This window comes from Arcticibacter svalbardensis MN12-7 (assembly GCF_000403135.1).
Taxonomy (GTDB): domain Bacteria; phylum Bacteroidota; class Bacteroidia; order Sphingobacteriales; family Sphingobacteriaceae; genus Arcticibacter; species Arcticibacter svalbardensis.
Genome location: NZ_AQPN01000020.1, coordinates 59,965 through 81,064, shown reverse-complemented (window position 1 = coordinate 81,064; position 21,100 = coordinate 59,965). Strand labels below are relative to the sequence as shown.

Here is a 21,100-nt window from a genome sequence, read left to right as displayed (position 1 = left end):
TTAGTTACAAATAATATTTTCAACGGCATTATGATTAATGCTACAGTAGTAGGTGGTTACTAAATTCTATTTGAATATTCTATTAATACAATGAATTCTTGTTAACATCATTGATTACATATCCAGATAATTGAGTCAGCGAAAATTATTTAAGTGCTTTTTATATCCCCTTTAACTGTTCTGGTTCAAACTACGACCATGGCTAATCTCAATAACTATCCCTTCCTTTGTCGTAACAGTTATACTAGTTATATAATTGTCAACATATTTCTGTAAGCAATTTACTAATTGAACAACGGAGCCTTCTAAAACTTTTATAGTTGCACCTAGCGCATTCATATTAACACCTATACCCATTTGTCCTGTCTTAACGGTATCCCGCAACACTTCAACATAAATAACGCCCTTTATTTCCTGCTTGGTTATATGTTTTTTCAGCTCAGTTAATCCTGCTGGACTTTCATCAGACAAGGCAATCTGGATTTCTAAAAATTCCTCATTATGATTCACTACGTTATTCGACATAATCTAATATAACTATTAAACACCTTATAACGATGTCTTGATAACAATATCAAATTAATAGACCGTAAAATATACTAGCAGCATGTCCTTTAAACTGATATCTTTTTTTTGGGTAAAGAATAAAACCAATTCTTGATAAGTTCACTAGCTACTTGGTATCAGATAGGAATAAATTATAAATAAACCTTGATATAACTTATAAATATAACCTATAATATAGTCTATCATTATTCCCTCCTTTTTTAAGAATTGATTGTTGCCCCTGAGGTACCGCAACTGAACATACCAAATGTTTCCCTATTAAGCCTGATCGATCTTTTTCTTTTTTGCGGATTATCATAAACTCATTCCATTAATCAAAGCCTTTTTTAGTATTATTGATAATGAGTTTTTGATAATATTTTAGAAGGCTCAACCATAATGGTTGTCTCTCAAAACGAACTTTTCGATGAAAGATAAAAAGCAAATAGTTAGATCGATCTGCATTAGCTAAATGCAGATTATTCTCTATATTAGATATATGATGAAAAGAAGGAATTTTATGTTGGCCGCGATGCTCGCTGTTCCAGCAACAGCATTTAGTAGCTTAGGGAAATTGATAAGAGTTGAACGGGTAAAAAAAGCATTTATTGTTAAGTCTAATGAAAGTCGTTTTGATGGCATTCAAACGACAACTCCAGACGCAATTGGTCGATGCGTTGTATCAGGAGCAGATACCCAGGGAGAATTGCTAATTGTTGCACCGACATCGAAGACATTCGTTTTTAAGGAAGGTCCTCCACTACACATCCATAAACATCAGGACGAAATTTTTTATGTTGCGCAAGGCGAGTTTCTCGTTCAATTAGGGGATGTGGTGCATAAGGTATTTACTGGAGATACAGTCTTCATACCAAAAGGCACACCGCATACCTATGCTAACCCAATAGAAAACAATCCAGGAAGTATTATTTCAATACACCAGCCTGTTGGCAAAAACGAAGAATTCTTCAAATATTTATGTACATATGGTAAAATGCCAGACAAAGAAATAGATCCGGATTCTCCAGTAGTTGGGCCACCTATTGAGGTTAATTAAAGAAAACCACGTCAAGAGTTACCAAACAGCGCTATACCCATATTATAAATTAACTCTCCAAACCCATTTAAGTAACTGCTGTATTCGTTATTTTTTGAAAGAGTCTCTCAAAACGAACGTTTAATGGCACTCAATTTTTAACCTTATCCCACGATATAAAAAATGTCTTTCCAAGCTGTAAGGTACGTTTAGATATTCTCTTAAAACGGTGCCACAAACTTTTCTCTTAAATTGTATATTTGAGAGAAATATCGCCAAATATGAAAATTGGTTACGCAAGGGTTAGTACCACAGACCAAAATTTAGACATGCAACTTCGTGAGCTTCAAAAAGCAGGTTGCGAGAGAATCTACAAAGAAAAGTTATCAGGCAAAAATAACGAGCGCCCCGAGCTGCAAAAGCTTTTGTCAGAGATAAGAAAAGGAGACCAGGTTGTAGTTTGGAAACTCGATAGAATAGGGCGATCCAAAAAAAAATCTGATCGACATTGTAGATCAATTCAAAGCACACGAAGTTGACTTTATAAGCCTACATAACCAAATAGATACATCAACACCTACTGGAAGATTTACATTTAACCTTTTTGCTGCCCTGGCTGAGTTTGAACGTGAAATGATTGTTGAACGTACAATGGCCGGTTTAAAAGCATCTAAAGAAAAAGGGATAAAGGCAGGAAGAAAACCTGGACTAACTCCCGATAATCTAAAGACCGCAAAGAGGGCTTACCGAATGAAAACAAAAGAGAATTACTCTATTGCTGAAATAGTTGAAATCCTTAAAATTGGCAAATCAACTTTATACCGGTATCTGAAATATATCGAAGCACAGGAAAAAGATGTATCACAATAGGTATGTATATAATTGGCTTCATTAACACCCATCGCCGCAGGTTATTAATAAACTCGCATGAAATAGTAACTATTAAACCTGGAGGCTCTTTTACAAGTTAAAGAGTTGTAGAAAGCCATCGATCGAGTGATTAATACGGCAAGTTAACCATTAATTGGAAATTAATAAGCAATAAGGTAAATATAACCATTGATTCGATCTTTCCTTAAATGCAAAGTTGGCCAAACCCAAAAAGCCACAAAGTGAGATGGGTTTTTGCATTAGTGACCAGAAAAAAAATTACGAGATATTTTGTCCATAAGAAAGGAGCGAAGCGCACCCAATGAGGTTACGACCTTTAGCAAACGGCCAATTGTCTTAACTCAGATATAATGTAAGCCTTACTTTTAAATCACTTTAAGATGAACAAATCACACTCATATTGATTTGCATCAAAATTCTTTTCAAACCAGAGTGCTAATCTTAAATTTATTTCAGTCTCTAGTTCTTTATCTACTAATAATCTACGATTAAAGGAACGACCCGATGCACTCTCGTTCTCTATTGCAATATGATATTCTTCTATAGAATCATTAATTATAACATTTGGTTCATGGAAACTTTCGGTTAAAAATGTTTTTAACAGGTTTTTAAAATAATCCAAGTCGTTATAACTCCAAAAAACTACCTCATTCCAAAAGACATTGTCTTTTCCTACTCTTGTAGCACCACTCTCATAAATTTCAAATCGAATCGATTTCAGAATCTCCAAAAGGCTCACTCTACCAACTACGTTTAATCTTTCCTTTAATAACTCAAGGTTGAGACGCTCGAAAGAATTATGTAGTTCAATAAAATTATTAATAAAGTTTAACACGTTTAAAAAAAAAGGAATCGAGTTTGCTTTTCCACTAAAGTTAGTGTATTTTATGAAGTCTTTATCGAAAATTGTGATAGTAAAATCGTAATAAATTGAAATCTGCCGTAAGTAATCCACTCGTACATAAAAAAAAGAAAATGGAGCTTCAAAAAATTGCAAGTCTCGGAAAAGATAACCGAACGTAAGTTGCCATTCATTTCCGGTTTTTTCTAGATTTCGGAATTGTCGTATAACACAATCGTAAGATGTGTTATACGGCAACATTTCCTTATCCATTACAGAAATTTTTTTCGTCAAATAATCAAACATTATTTTTTGTTCCATTAAGCTACATCTTATATTTTATTAGAATAATACTTATTTTTCACTTATATACCCACTAATTGCTAAAAATGTATATACCTATGTAATCGTGGCCAGCAGTATCGCTCGAAGATTAACCAGTCGTATAGTCTATAAGCACTAACAATTATACGGTTATATTTAAGATTACATCACACGCCGCTTTATGCAAAGCGTCAATTTGAGTAGGTAAATGTTGTTCTAGTGAAGAAAATGAAGCATAACCAAATGTTTTCTTCAAAAATCGGCAAAAATTTGGTGTCACAAATCCTAAAGAAATTTTATTTCTGACCCTAATTTTAGGATCGTTGTTTTAGGTGATATTTGTTTTAAAGAAGTAACATTCAAATAAGGTTAAAAGTTATGACTTTTTGACCCTGAAGAAAATCATACCATTTATAGGTATGCAAAAACCCTTTCGAAAGACAGGTAAATCGGAAGAAAAGTTGGGAGTAGTTGGGGAGGGGGAGAAATGAAGGTGCACAAAAACGATCGTTATTTTACACAAAGTATAACGGTTAAAACAATTCTTGAAAGCCTATCCTGACAGTGTACTGGCCTTCCAAACTTGTTCTATCGAAGCACTATAAAATCGAAAAATTCATAACACTTAATTTAGCGCTAAAACTCAGTTTTATCGTAAGGACCCAAAACTCAATTTTTCTTTTGGCAGCTAAGAATGAACTTTACTATTCAAGTTGAGATATGTTAGATTTTTTACGCCGTTTAATCTCCACAGGACAAAACGAACGCATAGCCGATTGTAAATGAAGACTTATGCATGTCTATTGTGCTCCAAAACGGACATGTAGGCAAGTTGTGTCCAGTTTTTATCTCGGATATGGCGTTGGCCAAGCTGGATCAGGCAAATCCGGCCATACACTTTTTCTATTTTCATAGACCCTGACATATCAGCCCCTCCTTAATTATATTTCTATCCCTTTATCCGCTTGGTCTCTATATAGCCATATACTTGTTTGGCAATGCAGTTGGATATTTCTATCATCCCAATGGTCGCTTCTAATTTTGATTGATAGGAAACCTGATTGTCTACTTTTCCGATGAAGGTAGTCAGACTATTTTCTTCCGCACTAGAAAGCTTGGTTGCATTCCGGATGTGCTTTTCGCTGAAATGTATAAAACCTGATGTTGCTTCATACACATCGGTTATCCACGGATAGTCTTCAGAGGCTTTTTCTTTTAGGTGGCGGTCGCTCATTGCTTTGCCATTTCTGTCCTTCATTTTTCGAATTACACCTCCCTTCCAAACGTTGCCCGCAAAAATATGCGGATCGTTCACCAGCCAAGCCGCTGAAAGCCGTAGGTAATTGTCCAGGTGAGGTCGGATCAGGTGGGCTGCGGACAAAAAATTAGAGGTTCCGATCAGCGTATCAAATCCGTAGATAAGGGAAAGGCTTCTGTTCAGAATACCGGAAACATAATAATCTAAATAATAAGTTCCGTTGCCGCTGCTGATCATACATGCCGCAAGCTTTTGCATTTTTATCTCGAACAGTCGGAGTATGCCCATAGAATCTTCTAGGAAATCTTTAAGATTTTGCTCGTTTTCCGAGTCCGGAATGCCAATAGGTTTCTCAATTAGCCTGGACCAGTATTTTCTAGAATTCAAGCTAATTACATGGATATTATTGTCAACAAACCAGCCTTTTTCACCGGTGTTATCTTCAAAAACCAACCTTCCCAAACGGCATTCGTTCATCAGGTCATCAGTAGGCGCTTTCGCGAGAAATACCGGCTCATCAGTTCTCGGGTGATGCCCTTCGTCAATATTGTACCATTTCATTGCTTTGTTTTTCCTCCATTTAGCATACTTGTGCGCAGCCTATTCGCGCAGTTCTCCACCTAAATGAATTCGAATATAGGGGTAAATTAAAAGAAAGTACAAAAATTACCACGACTTTGCTGTAGCATTTGTTCTTGGGAGTCAATATTTTTAAGCATACTCTAAAATAAAAAATCCTATTGAGCCCAAGTTTATATCACAAAACCCTCTTTATTTGATACGGGAGCCAGAGTCTTAGAATTCCACGGTTTTTTGATAATGTTGAATAATTTCTGTATATCAAGATATACACCTTGATATCAATAGTTTATAAAAATAAATGAGTTTGCTTAGTATCAATAAAGTTTCGTATTTTGAGTTACCAACCATGTTGAGGACAGTGCATAATTAATTATCCATCATAACAGTGAAAACGAACATATATGACATATCAAGAACTACAAGCAGAACTGCAAACGATTAAAAGTGGTGAGGCATTCCAATTTGATTTATCATGGATAAACTCAAGACTTACAGAGCAATTGGACGATTTTGTCAAAATTGTTGACAACATCATAAACCTTATGAATTCTAAATATGACTTGGTTGATGCTGACACTATTTCATTAACAGGAGAAATACATGTAAAAGGTTCATTAACGTATTTTGAAATAAGGTTGGCTTTCTTTAACACCCCAGACTTAGATTATATGATTACTGTTGAACCTAATGGTAAATGGGAAGATGAAGTAGATGGTTCGATTAGAACAATATTGAGAGCATTGCCTGTAGATTTTAAGGAGACAATGTTCATTCACTCTTCTATGGATTTAGAAAAAGCTACAATCGTATTTGACGAAAACAAAATTTATGAATTAGGAATAACAAAAGGTGTTGGTATTATAACGCATATAAAAAGTGATTTACTAAAAAAAATAAATCTTCCAAATACATTATTTCATATTACTCGAACTCCAGAAGGCATTTATAAAGTAATCAAAGAATTAAATTTTGAAAGTTCAATCGCTAGTGTATTTAAGATATTAGTCAATAAAATTCAATTTATAGACAGACAAAGTATAGAAGTATCTGGTGTTCTAACTTTGCCTTTTACTTCAACTCTAGTACCTTCCTCATTTATAGTTAACAAAGACTTATATCAGGCAAAGATAAAAATCAATAGAAGCATAAAGTTAAATCTACCATACTTTTTGGCAGGAGATGGAATTTATCTTGGAAATGTTGAATTGGATATCCAAGGTTCGTTTATCCAACCTGAATATAATTATGGGCTGTTTGCTGACTTTGCAATTGGTCAAGAGGTAAAGCCCCGAAGTGTTTCTGCAAGCAGAAACATATTAAACGATGGAGAACTAAGGATAATTTATAACAGCACCTCTCAAGCAACCTTAATACCAATATTAATAGAGGCGTTTGCTAAAGAAATAACATTAAGCAAAATTGTTCAACTTTTTGCTGGTAAAATCATTAAAATTCCAGAATTTTTGAACCAAATTGCAAAATTTTACTCCACATACTTTTATTACTGCGAACCCAGCCAAAGTAGAGTTCTATTAAATGGAGTAGAAGCAAAAAAGGGTATTGCCTTAAGCTCAGGTGTAAACATTCTTGGTTTAGATGCCTACTGTGATTTTTCCGCGATTGAACAACAAACAAAGGGAAACATTATCATAGAACCTATCAACATTGCGAATTTAATTAAAATAGAAGGTGATGGTATTGGTAGCCCACCAAATTACAAGGGGCCGGTTATAAAAAAGGGAGGTGTTCAGTTATATTTTGAAAGTAAGGGTCCAATATATTTTAGAACGGATGTCTCTGTAAACCTTTTCGACATTTATAAGTTTAAGACTGGTGCTACTATTCAAGAGGAGGGGTTGCAATTTTATTATGATTTAGACCTCAGTTTTGTTAAAGTCCAAATAGACTGTCTATTAAATTCAATTAATAATTTCAAATTGGAATCTAAATTTGATGCTCAATTGCTTAGTCTAAAAGCCGATTTAGGAGTATTAGGTAAACTCTCTTTAAATCTTGCTACCAAATGTGAAATATTTTTTACTATCAAATCTCAAACATCAGATGAAAAGGCATTCCTAATGATTGGATTTAGCTTCAATGGTTCTAGTCAAAAAATCAATCTGTCGTTTAATATAAAAGATATTCGTTCATTAGAAGAGGTAATTAGAAGGGCAATAATTGATTTAATTATTTTATTGCTTAAATCTGGAGAAGAATGGTTAAAAGCCATTCTTAATGGTATAATCAAGATTGCTGACAATGCTTTGCAAGAAGCAAAACGTATTGCAGAGAATTTAACAACTGCATTTGGACAATCGCTTGAAGACTCTGCAAAACTTCTTAAGAATGCTGGATATAGTTTAATACGAACTACCGAAATTTTCAGGGATGGATATGGAAAATCTGCAAAAGAAATTGCATCCTTATTACAGAATGCTAAGTATACAACTGAGCAAATTGCACATGCCTTACTTTCTGTTATGAAAGTAGCACCTATTGAGGCATATAAAATTTTGAAAAAGCTAGATGAGCCAATTGAAGAAATTGGAAAAGCTCTAAAAGGAGTAAGCACCGAAATAGTTGATGTATTAAAAGAACTTGAATTAGATAATCAAGATGCTGCTAAATTATTAAAGGGACTAGGAAAAACTGTAGACGAACAAGCTCAGATATTAAAAAATGTATTAGGTGTAGGGGAGGATGGAGCGAATGCCGTTCTAAGAGGTGCGGGAAATGTCACTAACGAAGTGATAGGTGCAATCGGAAGGGTATTCGGAGGCGGAGGTGGTGGCAACTCTGGTCCAAGAATGAGGATAGGGGGCCAGTGCATAGGCTTTGGATGCTAGTTAATCATAAAAGACTAAATAAAATGAAAAAGAAAAGAGCAATTTTATCGACAGGAATATTCTCTGTTAATCAAAAAAGAGGACCAATTCGTTCAGCCTCAACAGGTTCAGAAGCTCATGAAAAAGCAAAACTAGACCTTACAAGGTTAGAAAGTCATTATGGTTCGACAGGAATGATAATTTCAGATGTAGACACTTTACTTTGGAATGGCGACACCGACTCTATTTTCGAAGAATAGAAAAACAGCTAATATACTGACATAAAGATACTTGTTGTTACAATTGGTCTCTGATCGAGATGTATGGTAATAATTACATATTTGAAAATCTAGAAAAGACGTTTGCTGTTAATGTTGATTATACGTCTTCATGTGAGTATCCTTATAGCATAGGGTTTTCCCAAATTAAAGGTTAATTTGCACTTGTTGGATACGAGAGCGGGGCCTATTCGACCCATGCAAAACTATTTGAAGATGCACTCCGTAAAGCATACGACATGATGCTGTATTTAAATACCAAACTTGAATTTTTGGAATCTGAATATTTAAAAAAATACTGAAGCAGGAATTATTTACTTACTCGTATGATCATCCTTTAAACATATATAATATACTGCAGGTTGAGACTCAATTCTTTTTCTGATATTGGTCTCAAAGATGGTAGAGAACATGACAAAACTAGATTTAAACGATGTTACAAGATACGTTGAGAATAATATTAAAGATTTTCACGAGAAACGGTTAGCTAAGGTTAATAGTATAAAACTTAGTGATGTTATTCGAGCCAAAAACCCATATTTATTTAAAGCCAAAAATGTAACTACCGCAAGCGAAATTATAGATGGTATTTTGTCTGCTTTTCTCTCGTCGAGTGAAGAAGGAATATTCGGGAACTGGCTTGAAAGATTAGCGATTTATATCAACCAGGCAGTGTACGGCGGACAAAAGGCCGCAGTTGATGGCATTGATTTAGACTTTGTAAAGGATGGTAAACGGTACTTAGTTGCTATAAAATCCGGACCTAACTGGGGAAACGATAGTCAGTACAAGAAGTTAATTGATCAGTTCAATACTGCTCGGAAACGACTAAGTACATCAGGAGGGAAGGTCGAAACAATTTGTGTGAACGGTTGCTGTTATGGTAGATCTCAAGACAAGTCTGAATTAAAGGCGAAAGGTAATTACTATAAAATGTGTGGACAAAGATTTTGGGAACTGATATCAGGTGATCCTAATCTCTTTATTGATATAATTGTCCCAATTGGACATGAGGCTGAGAGGCAAAATCAAGAATTCAATGTATCTTATGGAAATTTAAAAAATAGACTTGAAAAAGAATTTTTGCTTCAGTTTACAGATGAAGCAGGGGCAATTGATTGGGCAAAGTTGATTAAATTTAATTCATTGACCGAGGTAAAAGTACCAACGCCAAAAAAGGGTAAACAAATTAAATAATCTGCTTTTCAATCTCTATAAGCCATTGCTTGTTAGATGTATTATTATACCTGGAAAATTTAAAATCATTTATAGGGCTCTTCTTGTCTCCTTTTATAGCAGACATTATCAATTCACCTACAGCTTTTCCTAAGCTTACTGGAACAGCATTCCCAATTTGGCGATATCGATCTAAAGTAGAACCCTCAATTGTCCAGTCGTCTGGAAATTCTTGGACGCGTTTATATTCTTGAACTGATAATGGCCTATCTTCCACCGGATGGGCCAGATCAGTAGCTGGCATAGCGGGATGAGTAACCACAGTAGGCGCGGGTCGATCCCACGCTATTCGTCTGAAAAAGCCCGTCTTACCACCGCCTAAATAATATGATTTACCTAATGCTTCTTTTTGAAGCTCCGGAGATAGATTCCTCCAGTTTTGTCCTTCAGATAAAAGTCTATAGAACTTCAGTCTTTTTTCTGGGAACTTGACAAAGTCACATTGATCAGGTAAATTTTGAATGGCCTTTCTGAAAGTCTTCCATTTTTTAAGTCCAAATTCTCCATTCTCGCTATGCGTCGGATGTAAAAATGGCAAAGGTTCACCACTCAAAGTTCCAGTTATAATTACTCTCTCCCTTATTTGTGGAGCACCAAAATTCGCTGAATTATACAGGTTGAATGTAATTATATATCCTGCACGTTCAAGTCTTTTCTTAATATAGTACAATGCCGATCCTGGTGTATCTTTAAATGCTTGCGTGAAGTGTTTTGAAATATCGTCGTCTGCTTCTAATGAAAACTTCGTTGAAAGAATTCCTCTAACATTTTCAAGCACAATATATTGAGGTTTCAGATCTTCGATTAAGCTTAGATACTTCAAAAAAACGTTACCTCTTTCGTCCTCAAACCCTTTTCTATTTCCAGCAGTACTGAATGCCTGACATGGAGGACCTCCAGCCATTAATTCTATTGGTTCACCTTTTTTTAATCCAGCAAATTCTAGAACTTGATCTGCTGAATAATTTCTGATATCTCCTATTAGGCCAATATTGGGCTTATTGAAAATGATGGTTTTTCTAGAAGCCTTGTCAATTTCACATGTAAGCAGGGTTTGAAATCCTGCTTTTTCGAGACCCAAATCAAGACCCATCGCTCCAGAAAAAAAAGATAAAACTTTTGGAATACCGACTTTAACCCGTAAGGTGCTTTTTCTATCTAATTCAGTGTTAGCTAATTGGTGGCTTGTTATATCAAAAGAATCAACATTTTCTGATGGAATGACCCATGTTTTACCCACCATAACGCCTATCAGTTTATCTTCTCTTAACAGTTTGCGGACGTATTGAGGTGAGAAGTTTAGTGCCTCTGCAGCATCTTCAACTGAGTAAAAGTTTTCCTGGTACATATTCTATAGCGAAACTGGATTTATATACCAAAGCTAAGAAATTACTTCGTGTAAAAATTGATTTTAAGCCTGAAATGTTATCTATCGTCGGTAAAAAATTGATATATAGTAAGATATAATCAATTGGAGATTGGTTTTGAAAGTTTGTAGAGGACAACTACTTTTCAATTCCAAAGTGTGCTGGGCAAAGTAATCCAGCAGTTAAAGACTCTACTAAAGCCCTGGTTCGTAGGTCTTCTATCTCTAAATAACGAAATTTGTGATTTTGTCTTAGTGAAATATTCTTTTTTCCCAGATAGCCTCTGTAAAAAGAGCTTTTATTCAAAAGGTGATCATTAAGTCGTTGGTTCAATCCCCCAATACCTGAGCGAGCCATCCCAACATGAAGAACATCATCGTTGGGGCCATAAATAATATAGACGCCGTGGTTCGTAGTTCTGTCTATCTTTCCGATCTGCGGAATAGGATGGATTTTGGATTGAATAAGTTCATTGTAAAGATTCATTATTATTTCTGATTCGTTCCTTTCCATTCTATAAAGTTACGCGTAACTAAGACAATTCTAAACGGCTATTACAACATTTATAATTTTAAGGGTTCTAAGTCGATTGCTATTTGTGGACATTTATTTGGTAGATTTGATCCAAACTTGCATCTATATGATGAAAATTCAAACGCTTTCGTTTTCTAACTATAAAGCATTTTTAACCGAACAAACGGTGGTTATAAAGCCCATCACCCTTTTAATAGGTAAAAATTCCTCAGGTAAAAGTTCCATTGCGAAGTTATTTACTTTGCTGGAAAATTCTCTCTCGGGAATCTATGAAGAGCCCTTGATGCTAAGCAATAATGATGTAAGCCTTGGTGGTGAATTTAGAGATCTGGTTTATAATCGACAACCAAGCGTACCGGTAAACTTTTCACTTGGATTTGATGACGCGCACTATTTGAATGTAAGTGTATTATCGACGACAGCTGAATACGAACTAAAAATTCTTAAGTGGGAATATATTTCACCAAAATTTACATTAAAACTAAGTTATTCACCGTCTACAGGTTATACTGATAGTAAAGGCATAAGGTATACCTGTTCTTTTAAAGGTTTTGTACCTCAGGAATTGAAAACCGATGATGGTACAGATCTATTACACCATATAAGTGCAGATCTCAGGCTCGATGTAGACTACATTGGGCCTTTTAGAATTCTTCCGGATCGTCAGTTTCACCTGATTGGAAAAATGGTTTATGATAAATTAGGAGTGAAAGGTGAATATGCTTACCCGATTTTAGGTGTAAGTGAGTATATGAATGACGATTTACATCATAAGGTGGGAGCTTGGTATAAAGAACATTTTAATGGCTGGGAGCTAAAGATAAACTCGAAGAATAGACCATATCTTGAGGTATTTCTCTCCAAAGACGATGCTGAAATTAACATAGTTGATGTTGGACAAGGGATGAATCAGGCGTTACCACTTGTGGTACGTGCGAACATTTCTAATCCAAACTCCATAATAGTTCTTGAGCAACCGGAACTACACCTTCATCCTGCGGCTCACGCTGATTTAGCTGAGCTTTTTGCAAGGTCTGCGAAAAACTACCAACAAAGTTTTATTATCGAGACACATGCTGAAAACTTTATATTAAGGATTCGAAAATTGATAATTGATAATGATTTTGGTCTCACAGAAGACGATGTTGTTATATATTGGGTTGATGATGCTGAGAATGAAGGTCAGGAGCTTCTTGAAATCACAATCGATAAAGAAGGAGGATTGTCAAACTGGCCAGAGGGCGTGTTTAATGAAAATTTAGATGAAATATTAGAAATAAAGAATGCTTTAAAAAGGAAAAGAAGTCAATCTAATGATATTTAAATTTAATCCAGCGTTATTTTATGTGGATAATGCGGAATTGCAAAAAACCTTGCTGCGATTGATATTGGATTTCACAGATAGAAGGTATCTGTGGGATTTTGAAAATCTAACCGAAATTATATATAACGACGACAATGCCTTTTTTGATAATTCTATTACTGCTAGGTATTTACCTGAACCTATATTACAAGAGTTAGAGGATAGAATCGATATAATTCTTCAACAATCAGCCTATATATCCCAACCTCAAAAATTTTATTTTACGACTATTGTCATCGGACTAGAGGCCGATGAAACTTCACCTAATGATGCATTACGTATTTCAGAATTACCATCTCTCATCTTTTTAGAAAACGGGACTAATGATTGGAATTTCATTAAGGGAATAATCGATAATTATGCTAATCACAACACAAAGAAAACTGTTTTTAAAGCTGTTCAGCAGGCATACTTAAGTAATCGATTGGTACCTGTAGGCCTTGGAGGTGCTGGAGAGCTGATAAAAGTAATTAAAGCATATATTAGTGGGAACTACGTAGACATTCAACGACACAAACTAATGACGGTTTTTGATAGCGATAGGGATAATAGTGTATCTATTAATAATAAGTGGCATAATGCATTAACCTACTTGAAAAATGACCGAGCTTTTGATATTACTAATGTAGTAGAATGGTCATATGCTAATGAGGATAGAATTAATTGGCACATGCTTTATAAAAGGGAAATTGAAAATTATATACCAAAGGAATTACTTTTCAGTAATATTGAACAATTAACGGAGGAAGCTAAAAAGGAGATCGACCAACTAACCCCTGATGGGTATGATTTTTTCAATTTTGATAAATATTTGGAAGATCATAAAAACAGAACCTCCGAATTGTTCTTAATAACCTCCAATAGAGTAATTTTGGAACAGAGGTGCATACATCATTCCGTTAAAGCGGAAGTTCCGTCGGGTATATTAGAAGATATAGTAGAGTTAGAAAGTATCATGCAAATGGTCGCAAAATTAATATGATAGAAAGACCTTTAAATGTAAAGCCCGATAAGGATAGGCTTATAAATCTTATTGCAAACATGAAAGCAGGTGCGATAAAAATACCTGTATTTCAACGAGATTTCGTTTGGAAACCGCAACAGATGCTGGAGTTGTTTGACAGTATCTTAAAAGGGTATCCGATAGGAAGTCTTTTACTATGGTCTCCTAATGCTGAATTCAAAACTAGAGAATATATAGGCCCGTATCATGTAAAAAAAACATCACGGGACTTAAAGTATGTCTTAGATGGTTTTCAGCGACTTAGTACGCTTTTTGGTTGCTTGGTTAACCCGGATGATTATGCAGAAAATGAAAAGTTAATAGGAGCTAAAGAGTTTAATATTTTTTATAATCTAAGTGATCGCGAGTTCACTTATATAAAGAATAATCATGAAAAAAGGTATTACTACATGCCGCTACACCGGATTGTCGATACTTTTGAGTTCTTGGATTTTGTTAAAGAATTAGAGAGTAACATCCTTGATAAGAGTGAAAGCACTAGATTAATTGAGAATGCAAAAGAAATCAGCAAGACATTTTATGACTATGAAATACCCTTTGTAGAAATTAGAGGTGGAGATATTAAAAGTGCCGTTGAAATATTTTCTCGCATAAATTCCACTGGTACAGAGATATCTCAGGATTTTATGTTGTCTGCTTTGAGCTATAATCCTGATACAAATTTTCTATTTAGCGAAGCGATTACTGAGTTTCTAAATAAGCTTAGTATATATAATTTTGAAAATTTGAAAAGGGACACTGTACTAAATTGTATATCAACCAGCAGAAATAAAGTGCATTTTGACGTTAAGGTTGAAGATCTTTTAAAACACGATTTAGAATATCTCACTTTTACTTCCTTTGAGCATATAGAAATGGCTGTTCATTTTCTGCACAAACATTTGAAAGTTTGGGATGTAAGATTGCTTCCCTATCCTACACAGTTAATCTTTATAGCTGATTTTTTCAGAATTAATAAGAATCCTTCTTTTAAGAATGTAGAAAATCTTAAGAAATGGTTTTGGATAACTAGCTATTCAAACTATTTTACAATTTACTCTCTTTCACAACAACGAGCTGCATATAAAAGGTTTCTGAACTTTGCTCAAGGTAAACATGAGGATGGGATACTTAAAATTGTCGAAAATTTTGAGTCCGCAAAATTCCCTGAAAAAATCAATTTTACTGGTGTTAGGACGAAGACATTACAGTTGTTCATGATAAATCATGCTTATGATGAAATGGATATGGATGTTGGAGAAAGACTTAGAGAGGTATTCGTCGCTAGCCAAAAGGAAAGAACGCCTGGAAACATCATTTTACGTGCAAGTTCCGACTATGAGATGCATTCCTCTGAGAAGAATTTACATAATTTTGTTGAATTAGAGGATACAACTACACTAGAAAGGTTTTTCATTACACCTGAACTCGTTTATTTGTACAGAGCTAATAAAATTGACGAGTTTATTAGATTAAGAGAATCAATAATTCAAAGCTCTGAGAGAAAATTTGTTCGTGAGTTAGGTATCAACTATTCAGGTTATGAAACTTTGGATTTGTATTAGACGATTTGACTAATCAGGCGACAGACTTTCTCCTCGAGGTATTTCATAGTCATAAAGCGTATCAAGCTAGCGAGTTGTAGGTCGTTGTTGGTGCCAAATTCAGTAGACAGTTTAAAACACAAGATAGGGTTCTTTAAAGCGCTTATATTATAAAGTCGCAAGAGGGTAAGATAATTGATTCTATTTAACATAACGATAATTATAAAACAAGAATCAAATATCTCAAATTTATTGTATAAATTGGTGTTGAATCTTGATTAACTAAAAGGGAAAAACCACATCGTCTCATAAAATATCTTAAACAATACCTTTTATTTAGTAGCTTATGTCCTTTACCAAAGATATCAAATTATGCTAATTCAGTATTATTATCTACTAAATCAAAGTGATTAATTTCTTATAACATCATCCTAATTACTTTTTTGAATATATAAGATGAATTTTGGAAGTAAATTAAAGAATAGTACAAAACGTCAGAATTTATCCTTTTTCTTTAATTCCCCCGTACTAAGTTTTAAACTGGTTAGTGAGATAAATGGGAAGAGTTGAAAATAAAGCATAAAGCCAAGCCAACACCTATTATGAAGTAATGCTAACAGTTTATTTTACTCTTCCCCGAATACTCGACTAGCAAGATGTTATTGTTTTATTCCATTCAGTTCATCCAACCCTGGTAGGTCTTTTTCATAGTTTTTCACATTCCAGACAATGTTCCAATAGTTGACGTAATCCGCTAAAGGCACAAAACCTACATCTCGCCTCTGGACGTCAACATTTTCTGGGTCTTTTAAAGGCAATACATACTCTTTTTTGTAGTTGGATTTTTTAAATCTCTCTTAACCTAAATCCTAACTAAGTGATTTTAGCTAACTGATAGCAGAGTTTTGCTACCAAATAATTGATAAGCTATGGAAACACATCGTTAAAAGTTAGCAATCCTTTTTTTCATAATCAGCTAACCATCATTCATGACTTGTTGGACATGAAATAGACTTCATGGAAGAAATGGAAAGGAAAAATTAAGGCAAAAAAGAAAATCTTTAGCAGGAGTTTAGGCAGAGGGGATCCTTGTAAATAACTCCCATTTAGGAATGATTAATCAGTGAAGTGATTTTCAGATTGATATATTTTGATGATTTCATTAACAATAGCCGGGCACAACCAGCGATAAAAAGGTCAGTTTATAGGATTATAAAAAATTCTAAGAAAAGTTACATTTCCCCCGAAATGAGCAAGATGTATTTTCGTCCACGAAAATGGATCTACTTCCTTCCGGGTGCAAGTCAGTTGAGACAGGGACTCGGGACTCGTCTCTGCTATTAAGAGAATCAAATTTTACAATATGGCAAGGAGAAAAGCAACCGATCAGGAACAGGTATTAAGCTTTCCGGTACGCACCAGGGTAAGAGAAGAAGTATTCAAACGGCTGGAAAAGATGAGCAGGGAAAGCAACTGTCGTTCAGTCGGAGAGCTGGTTCGGAAAATCCTTTCACAGGAAAATATTACTGTATTTCATAAAGACGCTTCCATGAACGGCCCGATGGAGCAACTCATATTACTGCATCGGGAGATCAAAGCAATTGGCGTAAATATAAACCAGGTTACCCGGCAGTTTCACCAGTCACCTGAAGAATTGCAGAAACTATTTTATGCTTCAAAAATCTCCCGACAGTATGAGTTGGCCGATGTGAAAATGAATCTGCTTCTTTCCCTGATTTCTCAATTATCAAAGAAATGGTTGCAAAAATAAAGATCGGTAAACGGATATTGGGTGTGTTGAATTATAATGAACATAAAGTCGGGCAGGGGAAGGCGGCCTGTATTGGTGCTTCCGGATATGGAAGGGAGGCACAGGAGCTGAACTTTTATGAAAAGCTTTCTCGTTTCGAAGGTCTGATGGAATTGAATCCAAAAGTAAAAACAAATACGCTGCATATCTCACTCAACTTTGATCCATCAGAAAAACCGGATGATGAATTATTGCAGCAGATTGCTTCTGCCTATATGGAAAAGATAGGCTTCGGCGATCAGCCTTTCCTGGTTTACCGTCATCGTGATGCCGCCCATGATCATATTCATCTGGTCAGTACGATTATTCGTTCCGATGGAAGCCGGATAGATTTGCACAACATCGGAAGGACCAGGTCAGAAACAGCCAGAAAGGACTTAGAGATTGAATTTGGACTGATTAAAGCCGAAAGTAAAAAGCAGGAAGAAAACATCAGGCTCAAACCCTTAGATCTGAATAAGGTGAGTTACGGCAAGGCCGAGACAAAAAGAGCGGTTACTGATATTGTTGCAGCCGTTACATCTGGCTATAACTACACTAGTCTGACCGAATTAAATGCTATCCTGAGAAAATTTAATGTTATAGCCGATCGGGGAAAGGCAGATTCGCAGATGTTTGAAAAAAAAGGATTGATCTATAGTCTTATGGATGAAAAGGGAAACAAGATTGGCGTCCCCATCAAAGCAAGCATCATTTATGGCAAACCAACATTAGCTAGTCTGGAAGAACGGTTTATGCAGAACAAGGAAATACGCAAACCGATGAAGGAAGAGCTCAAGGAGCGGCTGAGCCAAATACTGGATTCATCACTTATCCTCACACGAGGTGACTGGATGAAAGAATGTAGGAAGATCGATGTCGAAGTACTATTTCATACAAATGATAAAGGATTTACTTATGGAGTTACCTATATTGACCAAAAACATAAGGCCGCTTTCAAAGGCAGTGATATTGGAAAAGAATTTAGTGCTGCCGCTATTCATGATCGGTTTGCTAAACAGGATATAACAGATGACAGGATGGAAAAATCCTTAACTGGATGGCAGAGAATTGAAAGTACTAGTCTCAATAATGTAGCAGAACCGGGCAAAAAACAATTGGATCCATCAGGTGCGGATTTCCATCAAAAAGATCAGAATCCTCTAAGAGGTATAGTGGCATTAAACAAAACCAGGGAATCACTTCCCGATGAACTTTTTTTACCACAATGGGAGGATAAACAGGGGCCTGATCCAAAACTCAAACGTAAAAGAAAAAAAAGGATGCACCATTAACGATCTAATTGAATTATGCAAACCGGGGAAAATACTCAAGGACTTCGTAAAATTATTGACTTTACCAGACTGCTCAGTTTGTTGATTCTATCCATACATTTTTATTTGTACTGTTACAATGTCTTTCAAGCCGCTGGTTTTACGGAAGTGCTATTTGATAGGCTGCTTATGCATGTAGCCCAGATGGGGATATTTCAGTCTGTTATCTCAGCAAAGCTGGTAGTGTTGCTTTTTTTACTGGTTTCTCTGATTGGGGCGAATGGAAAGAAGGATGAAAAGATGAAAATAACGGGTATATTCTGGATCGCAGGAACTGGCATTGTCTTGTTTGTTTGCAGTCATTGGATTTTAAGGATTATATCATCCAATAGCCTGAATATGCAGGCTGGAATTTATATATCTATTACTGTCTTGGGTTACATTCTGGTGTTGACGGGAGGAACCCATCTTAGCAGGCTTATAAGAATAAAACTCAGCAACGATGTTTTCAATACCCAAAATGAGTCCTTCCCCCAGGAAGAACGGCTTTTGGAAAATGAATATTCGATCAATCTTCCTGCACTGTATAACCTGAAAGGGAAGCAAAGGAAGAGCTGGATCAATATTATTAATCCCTTCCGGGCTTTACTTGTTTTGGGTACACCGGGAGCAGGAAAATCTTATTTTGTTATTCGTCATGTGATCACCCAGCATATCAGGAAAGGTTTCAGCATGTTTATATATGACTTTAAATATGATGATCTTTCGCGTATCGCCTACAATACACTGCACCTGCACACCCAGCAGTATGAAGTAATGCCTGAATTCTACGTCATTAATTTTGATCGGCTTTCTCATACACACCGTTGTAATCCTCTAGACCCGGATACGATGTCGGATATCACGGATGCAACTGAAGCTTCACGCACCATTATGATGGGACTCAACAGGGAATGGATCAAAAAGCAGGGTGACTTCTTTGTGGAATCGCCTATCAATTTCGTTACTGCCATAATTTGGTTTCTACGAAAACATCAGGATGGGAAGTATTGCACGCTTCCACATGTGATTGAGCTGATGCAATTGGAGTATATTAAGCTCTTTCCTGTACTGCAGACAGAGCCCGAGATAGAGGTGCTGATTAACCCCTTCATCTCAGCATGGAAAAATCAGGCAACGGATCAGCTGGAAGGGCAGGTGGCAAGCGCCAAGATTAGCATGGCTAGACTATCCAGCCCTCAACTGTATTTTGTGCTTTCTGGTAATGACTTTTCATTAGACCTGAATAATCCAGCCAAACCGAAAATTATCTGTATGGGAAACAACCCGCAAAAGCAGCAAGTATACGGTGCAGTGCTTTCGCTTTATATCTCCCGGATGATCAAGCTGGTCAATCAGAAAGGTAAATTGAAATCAAGCATTCTCTTTGATGAGTTTCCAACGATTTATTTTAATGGAATGGACAGCCTGATTGCTACTGCCCGCTCCAATAAGGTAGCAGCGACCCTTGCTATCCAGGACTATAGCCAGTTAAAGAAAGATTACGGAAGAGAGCAAGCCGAAGTCATTTTAAATATAGCAGGAAATGTAATTAGTGGTCAGGTTACTGGGGACACGGCTAAGCAGCTTTCCGAGCGCTTCGGTAAAATAATTCAAGAACGGAACAGTATCTCTGTGAACAGTTCGGATACATCCGTCAGTCGTTCATCCCAACTGGATTCTGCTGTACCTCCTTCTACCATCTCATCTTTGTCTTCAGGTGAATTCGTTGGGATGGTAGCCGATAATCCGGAACAAAAAATTAAACTTAAAGCGTTTCACTCAGAGATCATTAATGACCATCCTGTCTTAGCAAAGGAGGAAAAGCAATATAAGGAAATGCCAGAGATAAGAAAGGTAACTAGTGCGTCAATACAGGAAAATTATCTGATGATTAAGCAGGATATTTTGAACTTGGTAGAAGAAGTCCTCATTGAACCGGAACCAGCAGATCAAAAGAAGCCCGCAACAATAGAAGAGCTTATTCCTGAAGCAATGGATCCCGTGGTTAAGGATCGGCTGCTTAAAGAGCTTGAATTAATGAAAATATATAACGGAATAGGCCTTCAAGATATGGCCTCTGGTTTGAATATGAATTTAGCTCTGGTTAAGAAAGACCTTCAGAAGTTGAAGGAGGCTGGACTGGCTGTTTTTTCAGGAGCTAAAAAGTCAGGAAAATATACCAGAAGGTGAGCTGTTGGCGACAAGGACTTTTTAAATTAAATGAAATGTTGAGTTGAGCTATCATCGGTTTTAGGTGAAGTTTTTTCGAAATATATAACCTGTTCTCAGATACGAATTTTGTTGTTAGCAATGGAATTGAAATTTGTCAAACAAATAGTACTAAACGTAAAGAATGTTTGACTTTTT

General features: G+C 35.8%; 17 protein-coding genes and 1 pseudogene. 13 read left to right on the top strand and 5 right to left on the bottom strand.

Annotated elements, in window-relative coordinates:
* Nucleotides 1-171: 171 nt before the first annotated feature.
* The gene (locus ADIARSV_RS02615; protein ID WP_016193808.1) at nucleotides 172-525 is read right to left on the bottom strand and encodes a hypothetical protein; all 354 of its coding nucleotides are present in this window, start codon (nucleotides 523-525) and stop codon (nucleotides 172-174) included.
* 493 nt (nucleotides 526-1,018) lie between these two features.
* Here ADIARSV_RS02615 and ADIARSV_RS20350 point away from each other — a divergent pair, with 493 nt between their 5' ends.
* From ADIARSV_RS20350 to ADIARSV_RS22320, 4 genes and pseudogenes are all read left to right on the top strand, one after another.
* The gene (locus tag ADIARSV_RS20350) at nucleotides 1,019-1,603 is read left to right on the top strand and encodes a cupin domain-containing protein (RefSeq protein WP_016193806.1); all 585 of its coding nucleotides are present in this window, start codon (nucleotides 1,019-1,021) and stop codon (nucleotides 1,601-1,603) included.
* Nucleotides 1,604-1,863: 260 nt separating this feature from the next.
* Nucleotides 1,864-2,121 carry a recombinase family protein gene (locus tag ADIARSV_RS22325; protein WP_316929483.1) on the top strand — a complete coding sequence of 86 codons (258 nt, stop codon included), beginning with the start codon at nucleotides 1,864-1,866 and terminating at the stop codon, nucleotides 2,119-2,121.
* Nucleotides 2,081-2,206, top strand: a pseudogene (locus ADIARSV_RS22970) (recombinase family protein); the annotation flags it as partial. The gene ADIARSV_RS22325 and the pseudogene ADIARSV_RS22970, both read left to right, overlap by 41 nt.
* 9 nt (nucleotides 2,207-2,215) lie before the next feature.
* Nucleotides 2,216-2,452 carry a helix-turn-helix domain-containing protein gene (locus ADIARSV_RS22320; RefSeq protein WP_016193805.1) on the top strand — a complete coding sequence of 79 codons (237 nt, stop codon included), beginning with the start codon at nucleotides 2,216-2,218 and terminating at the stop codon, nucleotides 2,450-2,452.
* 391 nt (nucleotides 2,453-2,843) lie between these two features.
* On the opposite strand, the gene ADIARSV_RS02600 is transcribed toward ADIARSV_RS22320, so the two are convergent.
* Complete coding sequence (locus ADIARSV_RS02600) at nucleotides 2,844-3,635, bottom strand: hypothetical protein (RefSeq protein ID WP_016193804.1); 792 nt, start codon at nucleotides 3,633-3,635, stop codon at nucleotides 2,844-2,846.
* A gap of 952 nt (nucleotides 3,636-4,587) precedes the next feature.
* Nucleotides 4,588-5,457, bottom strand: a complete 870-nt coding sequence (locus ADIARSV_RS02595; RefSeq protein ID WP_016193801.1) for a hypothetical protein — start codon at nucleotides 5,455-5,457, stop codon at nucleotides 4,588-4,590.
* Between the two features lie 422 nt (nucleotides 5,458-5,879).
* On the opposite strand from ADIARSV_RS02595, the gene ADIARSV_RS02590 reads away from it, so the two are divergent.
* The 3 genes from ADIARSV_RS02590 (at nucleotide 5,880) to ADIARSV_RS02580 (ending at nucleotide 9,778) form a co-directional block, all read left to right on the top strand.
* Nucleotides 5,880-8,324: a hypothetical protein gene (locus tag ADIARSV_RS02590; RefSeq protein ID WP_016193800.1), complete on the top strand. Its 2,445-nt coding sequence runs from the start codon at nucleotides 5,880-5,882 to the stop codon at nucleotides 8,322-8,324.
* Between the two features lie 23 nt (nucleotides 8,325-8,347).
* Nucleotides 8,348-8,563 (top strand): hypothetical protein, encoded by a 216-nt coding sequence (locus tag ADIARSV_RS02585; protein WP_016193799.1) that lies wholly within the window; start codon nucleotides 8,348-8,350, stop codon nucleotides 8,561-8,563.
* A 429-nt stretch (nucleotides 8,564-8,992) separates the two neighbouring features.
* A complete protein-coding gene (locus ADIARSV_RS02580) occupies nucleotides 8,993-9,778 on the top strand; it encodes a PmeII family type II restriction endonuclease (RefSeq protein ID WP_052016930.1) in 786 nt (261 codons plus the stop codon).
* Here the strand turns inward: ADIARSV_RS02580 and ADIARSV_RS02575 are convergent.
* Both ADIARSV_RS02575 and ADIARSV_RS02570 read right to left on the bottom strand, forming a co-directional pair.
* Nucleotides 9,771-11,165 carry a DNA cytosine methyltransferase gene (locus ADIARSV_RS02575; RefSeq protein ID WP_016193797.1) on the bottom strand — a complete coding sequence of 465 codons (1,395 nt, stop codon included), beginning with the start codon at nucleotides 11,163-11,165 and terminating at the stop codon, nucleotides 9,771-9,773. The genes ADIARSV_RS02580 and ADIARSV_RS02575 overlap by 8 nt on opposite strands.
* Nucleotides 11,166-11,322: 157 nt before the next feature.
* The gene (locus tag ADIARSV_RS02570) at nucleotides 11,323-11,697 is read right to left on the bottom strand and encodes a GIY-YIG nuclease family protein (protein WP_040298844.1); all 375 of its coding nucleotides are present in this window, start codon (nucleotides 11,695-11,697) and stop codon (nucleotides 11,323-11,325) included.
* A gap of 127 nt (nucleotides 11,698-11,824) precedes the next feature.
* Between ADIARSV_RS02570 and ADIARSV_RS02565 the strand changes: the two genes are divergently transcribed.
* From ADIARSV_RS02565 to mobC, 6 genes are all read left to right on the top strand, one after another.
* Nucleotides 11,825-13,042 carry an AAA family ATPase gene (locus ADIARSV_RS02565; RefSeq protein ID WP_200864701.1) on the top strand — a complete coding sequence of 406 codons (1,218 nt, stop codon included), beginning with the start codon at nucleotides 11,825-11,827 and terminating at the stop codon, nucleotides 13,040-13,042.
* Nucleotides 13,032-14,063 (top strand): hypothetical protein, encoded by a 1,032-nt coding sequence (locus ADIARSV_RS02560; RefSeq protein ID WP_016193794.1) that lies wholly within the window; start codon nucleotides 13,032-13,034, stop codon nucleotides 14,061-14,063. Before ADIARSV_RS02565 ends, ADIARSV_RS02560 begins: the two co-directional genes overlap by 11 nt.
* Nucleotides 14,060-15,649 (top strand): DUF262 domain-containing protein, encoded by a 1,590-nt coding sequence (locus ADIARSV_RS02555; protein WP_040298842.1) that lies wholly within the window; start codon nucleotides 14,060-14,062, stop codon nucleotides 15,647-15,649. Before ADIARSV_RS02560 ends, ADIARSV_RS02555 begins: the two co-directional genes overlap by 4 nt.
* Nucleotides 15,650-16,991: 1,342 nt before the next feature.
* A complete protein-coding gene (locus ADIARSV_RS02550; RefSeq protein WP_016193790.1) occupies nucleotides 16,992-17,399 on the top strand; it encodes a plasmid mobilization protein in 408 nt (135 codons plus the stop codon).
* Nucleotides 17,384-18,712 carry a relaxase/mobilization nuclease domain-containing protein gene (locus tag ADIARSV_RS02545; protein WP_016193789.1) on the top strand — a complete coding sequence of 443 codons (1,329 nt, stop codon included), beginning with the start codon at nucleotides 17,384-17,386 and terminating at the stop codon, nucleotides 18,710-18,712. Before ADIARSV_RS02550 ends, ADIARSV_RS02545 begins: the two co-directional genes overlap by 16 nt.
* A gap of 15 nt (nucleotides 18,713-18,727) precedes the next feature.
* The gene (gene mobC, locus ADIARSV_RS02540) at nucleotides 18,728-20,923 is read left to right on the top strand and encodes a conjugal transfer protein MobC (protein ID WP_016193788.1); all 2,196 of its coding nucleotides are present in this window, start codon (nucleotides 18,728-18,730) and stop codon (nucleotides 20,921-20,923) included.
* The last annotated feature ends 177 nt before the right edge of the window (nucleotides 20,924-21,100 follow it).

What these genes read in the sequence shown, in the direction of transcription:
- ADIARSV_RS02565 (WP_200864701.1), top strand. Translation starts at nt 11,825, where the DNA reads ATGATGAAAATTCAAACGCTTTCGTTTTCTAACTATAAAGCATTTTTA.
- ADIARSV_RS22320 (WP_016193805.1), top strand. Translation starts at nt 2,216, where the DNA reads ATGATTGTTGAACGTACAATGGCCGGTTTAAAAGCATCTAAAGAAAAA.
- ADIARSV_RS02570 (WP_040298844.1), bottom strand. Translation starts at nt 11,697, where the DNA reads ATGGAAAGGAACGAATCAGAAATAATAATGAATCTTTACAATGAACTT.
- ADIARSV_RS02560 (WP_016193794.1), top strand. Translation starts at nt 13,032, where the DNA reads ATGATATTTAAATTTAATCCAGCGTTATTTTATGTGGATAATGCGGAA.
- mobC (WP_016193788.1), top strand. Translation starts at nt 18,728, where the DNA reads ATGCAAACCGGGGAAAATACTCAAGGACTTCGTAAAATTATTGACTTT.
- ADIARSV_RS02580 (WP_052016930.1), top strand. Translation starts at nt 8,993, where the DNA reads ATGACAAAACTAGATTTAAACGATGTTACAAGATACGTTGAGAATAAT.
- ADIARSV_RS02550 (WP_016193790.1), top strand. Translation starts at nt 16,992, where the DNA reads ATGGCAAGGAGAAAAGCAACCGATCAGGAACAGGTATTAAGCTTTCCG.
- ADIARSV_RS02615 (WP_016193808.1), bottom strand. Translation starts at nt 525, where the DNA reads ATGTCGAATAACGTAGTGAATCATAATGAGGAATTTTTAGAAATCCAG.
- ADIARSV_RS22325 (WP_316929483.1), top strand. Translation starts at nt 1,864, where the DNA reads ATGAAAATTGGTTACGCAAGGGTTAGTACCACAGACCAAAATTTAGAC.
- ADIARSV_RS02555 (WP_040298842.1), top strand. Translation starts at nt 14,060, where the DNA reads ATGATAGAAAGACCTTTAAATGTAAAGCCCGATAAGGATAGGCTTATA.
- ADIARSV_RS02575 (WP_016193797.1), bottom strand. Translation starts at nt 11,165, where the DNA reads ATGTACCAGGAAAACTTTTACTCAGTTGAAGATGCTGCAGAGGCACTA.
- ADIARSV_RS02595 (WP_016193801.1), bottom strand. Translation starts at nt 5,457, where the DNA reads ATGAAATGGTACAATATTGACGAAGGGCATCACCCGAGAACTGATGAG.
- ADIARSV_RS02585 (WP_016193799.1), top strand. Translation starts at nt 8,348, where the DNA reads ATGAAAAAGAAAAGAGCAATTTTATCGACAGGAATATTCTCTGTTAAT.
- ADIARSV_RS02545 (WP_016193789.1), top strand. Translation starts at nt 17,384, where the DNA reads ATGGTTGCAAAAATAAAGATCGGTAAACGGATATTGGGTGTGTTGAAT.
- ADIARSV_RS20350 (WP_016193806.1), top strand. Translation starts at nt 1,019, where the DNA reads ATGCAGATTATTCTCTATATTAGATATATGATGAAAAGAAGGAATTTT.
- ADIARSV_RS02600 (WP_016193804.1), bottom strand. Translation starts at nt 3,635, where the DNA reads ATGGAACAAAAAATAATGTTTGATTATTTGACGAAAAAAATTTCTGTA.
- ADIARSV_RS02590 (WP_016193800.1), top strand. Translation starts at nt 5,880, where the DNA reads ATGACATATCAAGAACTACAAGCAGAACTGCAAACGATTAAAAGTGGT.